4 protein-coding genes are annotated in these 4,986 nt (G+C 69.5%); 1 reads left to right on the top strand and 3 read right to left on the bottom strand.

What is annotated here, in order from left to right; genetic code table 11:
* Positions 1-766: 766 nt before the first annotated feature.
* The 3 genes from WBA11_RS07200 to WBA11_RS07210 form a co-directional block, all read right to left on the bottom strand.
* The gene (locus WBA11_RS07200) at positions 767-2,116 is read right to left on the bottom strand and encodes a GWxTD domain-containing protein (RefSeq protein ID WP_424520022.1); all 1,350 of its coding nucleotides are present in this window, start codon (positions 2,114-2,116) and stop codon (positions 767-769) included.
* Between the two features lie 142 nt (positions 2,117-2,258).
* Positions 2,259-3,224 (bottom strand): signal recognition particle-docking protein FtsY, encoded by a 966-nt coding sequence (gene ftsY, locus WBA11_RS07205; RefSeq protein ID WP_424520023.1) that lies wholly within the window; start codon positions 3,222-3,224, stop codon positions 2,259-2,261.
* A gap of 205 nt (positions 3,225-3,429) precedes the next feature.
* Positions 3,430-4,086 (bottom strand): CDP-alcohol phosphatidyltransferase family protein, encoded by a 657-nt coding sequence (locus WBA11_RS07210; RefSeq protein ID WP_424520024.1) that lies wholly within the window; start codon positions 4,084-4,086, stop codon positions 3,430-3,432.
* 79 nt (positions 4,087-4,165) lie between these two features.
* On the opposite strand from WBA11_RS07210, the gene WBA11_RS07215 reads away from it, so the two are divergent.
* Positions 4,166-4,986 (top strand): glycosyltransferase (locus tag WBA11_RS07215; RefSeq protein WP_424520025.1); only part of this gene is annotated, 821 nt, incomplete at its 3' end.

Genomic DNA, 4,986 nt, shown 5'->3' on the forward strand with positions numbered 1-4,986 from the left:
CGTAGAAGCCTTGGGCGTCGGTGACGGCGCCGCGGAGCGGTCCGGCCGTGCTGTCGCCCTCGATGCGTTGGACGGCCACGTTGGCGCCGGCGAGCGGGCCGCGCGTCACGTCGGCGACGAAGCCCCGGACGGACTGGGCCTGGACGGGTAGCGCGAGCAAGAGGACTAGCGCGACAAGCCACGCCCTCGAGGACGACAGCCGCGAGGGCGGTCTGCCCTCGAGGGCGAACCCGACCTCGAGGTCGCCTCTCCCCGTGGGAGAGCCCGGTGAGGGGCCGCAGTGCCTGGCCCGCCCTCGAGGTCGCACACCTGACTCGGCCCCGAGGACGGACCGCGAGATCGAGAGCCGCCGTCCTCGAGCGTGGTCCCCCGACGTTGCAGTTGGAGCAACGGCGCTCGACACCTCTCCTATCGACAAACCCCGACCCGAGTCATTCCCGCGCAGGCGGGAATCCAGGACTCGCGCGGCACAATGCTCGCCCTCTCTAGATTCCCGCCTACGCGGGAAGGACGGCTTTGGCGCACCCCAATACCTGACGCCGCCTGAGGGGTGCACGTCAGACTCGTCCTCGAAGCCGGAGCCCGGGTCACCCGTCGCGTTGGTCGAGGCGCGGTTTAGATACTCAACCCTCGACTCCGACGACCGGATGCCGTGCGCCCTCGAGGACGCGTCACGACGCGGCCCGGTCGTATCGAGGTCGGGCGCGGCGTGGGGCATCAGATGGAAAGAGGCGTGGTGGCCCGGAGTGTACGGGCGCTCGCGCCTCTACATCCGCGTTCTCGGGTCCCAGCGCCCGACCAGCAGGCGGAAGTCGCCCATGCCGGTGTCGTCGACGAAGATGAAGCGACGGCCCTGGCCGTAGTAGTTCCAGATCTGGTAGGGCCGCGTCCCGTAGTTGAACGGGTGGTTCTCGACGTAGTCCGGCTCGCCGAACACGATGAAGATCTCGCCGCGGTCCGTGTTCCAGCCCCGGTCGTGGAAGCGACTGTACCGCTCGTTGGCGTAGGCCACGCGGAAGTAGTACTGCTCCATCTGCTCGTTGCGCGGCGTGCCCGGGCTCGGGTCGCGCTCGTTCCAGAAGTTGAGGAACAGGCGGCGCTGCTCCTCCGGCGTCGGCGCGTTGCGGATGGACTGGTACTCGTCGTCTTTGGCGACGTAGCGGAGCTGGTCGATGGCCTGGTCGAGGTCGGCGATCTGGCTGTCGAGCCCCATCCAGCGGACGGCGAACGCCTTGTCGGCCTCCGCGACGGTCTCGCCGTCGGGCGTCGCGATGCGGACGGTCATCGTGTAGTCGCCGACCTGCAACGCCTCGGTCTCGACGCGGAACGCCGCGGGCGTGCGGCCGGCCTCGAGGGCGAGAGGCTCCGTCACGGCGACCGGCGTGCCGAGCTCGGCCTGCTGACGTGGGGCGAGCCCCAAGAGCGCGCCGAACGAGGGGCGGTCGCGGACCTGGCTCTGCTCGGTCACGACGTACGTCACCTGGAGCTCGGTCGGGGCCGAGGCGTGCAAGTCGTAGCTCAGCCAGAACTCGTCCATCTCGGTCGAGATCGTCGCGCCGACGACCGGCGTCGAGGAGCCCGCGGCCGGATCGTACGCGCTCAAGAGCATCGGGTCGCTCAGGACGATGCCGTCGCCGGTCATGTCGCGGACGACGTGTCCGAGCTCGCGGGACAGCGCCCGTCCGCTCGACCCGTCCTCGACGGCGACCTCGACGGCGTACCGCCCCGGGTCGACGGCCAAGGACTGGATGGCGCGGTCCTCGAGGTCGGCGTCCTGTGTTTGGTCGTAGCCGGCGGCGGCCACGTCGCGCTCGAAGGTCCGGCTTACGACCAGGCCCTCGTGGTTGCCACGGTCGTCGAGGGAGTAGACCTGGACCGTGACGGCGTACGAGGCCTCGAAGCCGCCCTCCCGCGCCAAAAAGCGCAGGCTCGAGTTCGGGACCGCCGTGTAGACGTCTAGGCGGGACTCGGGGCCGGTCGCGGTCTCCGCGCGGCGCGTCACCAACTCGACATCGAAGCTCGGCGTATAGGCCGCCTGGGCGGAGGCGGTTGGAAGGACCAGACTGCACGCGACGGCTAGCAGGAGCAGACGAAGCGAGGAGTAGCGAGCGCGCATAAGCACGAGCGTGGGCTCGGGTGGAAGCAGGGACGGCACGGGGCCGCAACGGAAAAGATGGCACACGCGGGAGCGCTTTCACAAGCCAGACGGGCGAACCGTTCTGGATCGAGGGCGAACCGTCGCCACGCCGCGCGAGCGGCTAGGCCGCGGGCGTTCCGAACAAGGCATCGACAAACGAGGCGCGATCAAACACTTGGAGGTGTTCGATGCCCTCTCCGACGCCGATGTATTTAACGGGGATCTGGAGCTCGTTGGAAATGCCAATGACGATGCCCCCCTTCGCGGTCCCGTCGAGCTTGGTCAGGACCAGCCCCGTCACGTCGACGGCCTCGGTAAAGGCCTGCGCCTGGCGCATCGCGTTCTGTCCCGTCGAGGCGTCGAGGACGAGGAGCACTTCGTGCGGCGCTCCGTCGACCTGCCTGTCCATCACGCGGCGGACCTTGGACAGCTCGTCCATCAACCCGACCTGGTTGTGGAGCCGGCCGGCGGTGTCGATGAGCACGACCTCGAAGCCGCGGGCCTTGGCGGCCGCCAACGTGTCGAAGGCGACCGCGGCGGGATCAGCGCCCTGGTACTGCTTGACGATCTCGACGTCGGCGCGGCCGGCCCAGACGTCGAGTTGCTCGGTCGCGGCGGCGCGGAACGTGTCGGCGGCGCCTAGAAGGACGCTCTTGCCGGCCTGCTTGTAGTGGTGCGCGATCTTGCCGATCGAGGTCGTCTTGCCGACGCCGTTGACGCCGACCACCATGACGACGTGGGGCGTGCTCGGGAGGGGTGCGCCGAAGTCGGCCGGGCGGTCGGGCGCGTTGGACAGGAGCAGGTCCGCGATCTCACCGCGCATCAGCTCTTGGAGGTCCCTCGTCGAGACGTACTTGTCACGCGCGACGCGGGCCTCGATGCGCTTGATGATCTCGATCGTCGTGTTGACGCCGACATCGGACGTGACCAAGACTTCCTCAAGGTCGTCCAGGACTTCGTCGTCGACGGTGTCCTTGCCGGCGACGGCGGTCTTGAGCTTGTCGAACAGCCCGGTCCGGGTCTTTTCCAGTCCGGCCTCGAGGTCGGTCTGGTCTTCCTTTTTGCGCTTGAACCCGAACAGGGCCATGGGGAGATCGGTTGGGGCGTCGGGTACCGGCTCGGGGGCTCGGGAGATCCGGGAGACGGAGAGAAGGAGGGGCGGAGGGATGGGAGAGGGACGGAGAGATGAGGGGAATGACCCCTCGGCCCGTCCTCGAGGCAGGAGCGTCGGAGTCGTCCTCGAGGCCGAGTCCTTCGAGAGCAGTGGCAGCGGACCCCGTTCCCTCCAGCCCTTATCCCTCCGTCCCTCCCTTCACCACGTGGTGCTCGCGGCGCAGGGTCGAGCCGTCGTCCTCGAGGGCGGCCAGGCCGTGGCGCATGATGGCGACGAACCGGACGCTGTATTTGACCATTGAGTAGATCATCACGGCGGCGGTCAGCCCGACGAGCGCTTCCATAATCGAGTCGGCCGCGTTGAGGAGCGCGGCGACGACGGTGATGGCGAGCGCGGTGATGGCCACCTTGCCACTCCACAGCGACGACGTAAACCGGCCGAGACGGCGCGACTGCAAGAGCCCGCCGAGCGCGAGCATGGCGTCCCTCGTGATCGCGAGCGCCACGAACCACAGCGGCAGGTTCGGACCGGCCTCCTCAGGGCGAAGCAGGAGGGCGAGCGTGACGGCGGCGGCGGCGAGCTTGTCGGCGGTCGCGTCCAGGACCTTGCCCCACTCGCTGACGGTGTCGGTCAAGCGCGCCACGCGGCCGTCGAACCAGTCGGTCGCGATGGCGAGACCGATCAGGCCAAACATCGGCCCGATGGGGCCTCCGCGGTAGACCAGCCACGCGATCGGGATCACCAAGACCGCCCGGGACATGCTGAGCATGTTGGCCGCCGTCCAGAACCGTCCCAGGTCGGGCAGGCCAGGGGTGTGGGCGGTGGGTGTCGGCATCGGGGTGGGGTCGGACACCCGGCGCGGGCGCGGCGACGAAGATACGGGGCCGATCTTGCACGCCCGACTCCGCCCTTCCGTGCTCACTGCCCTCATCGTCGCGTTCGTGATCCAAGGCCTCGGCTGGGCCTGGGTCGGGGCCGGGTTACGCCGCGTTCGGGAGGAGGCGATCGACCTCGAGGACGGAGACGGGCGAGGGGCGGAGGGGCGCGACCTCGAGGACGACACCCAGCCCCCCCCGCCCGACCGTCCATCGCTTCGCTCAGCGGACGGCCAGGCTGTCCCCCTCAGTCGAGGGGCACAGCTTTCTGAGCCGGGAGCGGAGGAACCAGCCAGAAAGCGGGGGGCCACGGCCGACCTCGACGACGGCCTCCCGATCACCGTCGTCGTCGCGGCCCACAACGAGGCCGAGCGGCTGCCCGCCCTCCTCGACGCCCTCGAGGCCCAGACGCACCATCCCTTCGAGGTCGTGATCGTAGACGATCGATCGACGGACCGGACCGGGGCCGTCGCCGACTTCCGGGCCGCTCGATTCCCCGTCCCTTTGCGAGTCGTCCGCGTCGAGGACGCCGACCTCGAGGCCGCGGGCCTGCCGCCGAAAAAACATGCGCTCGAGTGCGGCGTCGGGGCCGCGCGCCACGACCGTCTGGCCTTCACCGACGCCGACGGTCGGCCTGACCCGGAGTGGTTGGCGACGCTGGCCCGATGGTCCGCCCTCGAGGACGAGTCCAGCCTCGAGGACGGAGGCGCCGTCCTGATCGGGTACGGGCCGTACATCCGAGAACCCGGCCTGCTCAACCGGTTCGTGCGCTACGAGACCGTGACGACGGCCGCGCTCGCCGCCGCGTCGGTCGGGTGGAACCGGCCGTGGCACGCGGTCGGGCGCAACCTGTCGTACCC

The sequence above is a fragment of the Rubrivirga sp. genome (assembly GCF_049648075.1).
GTDB lineage: Bacteria > Bacteroidota > Rhodothermia > Rhodothermales > Rubricoccaceae > Rubrivirga.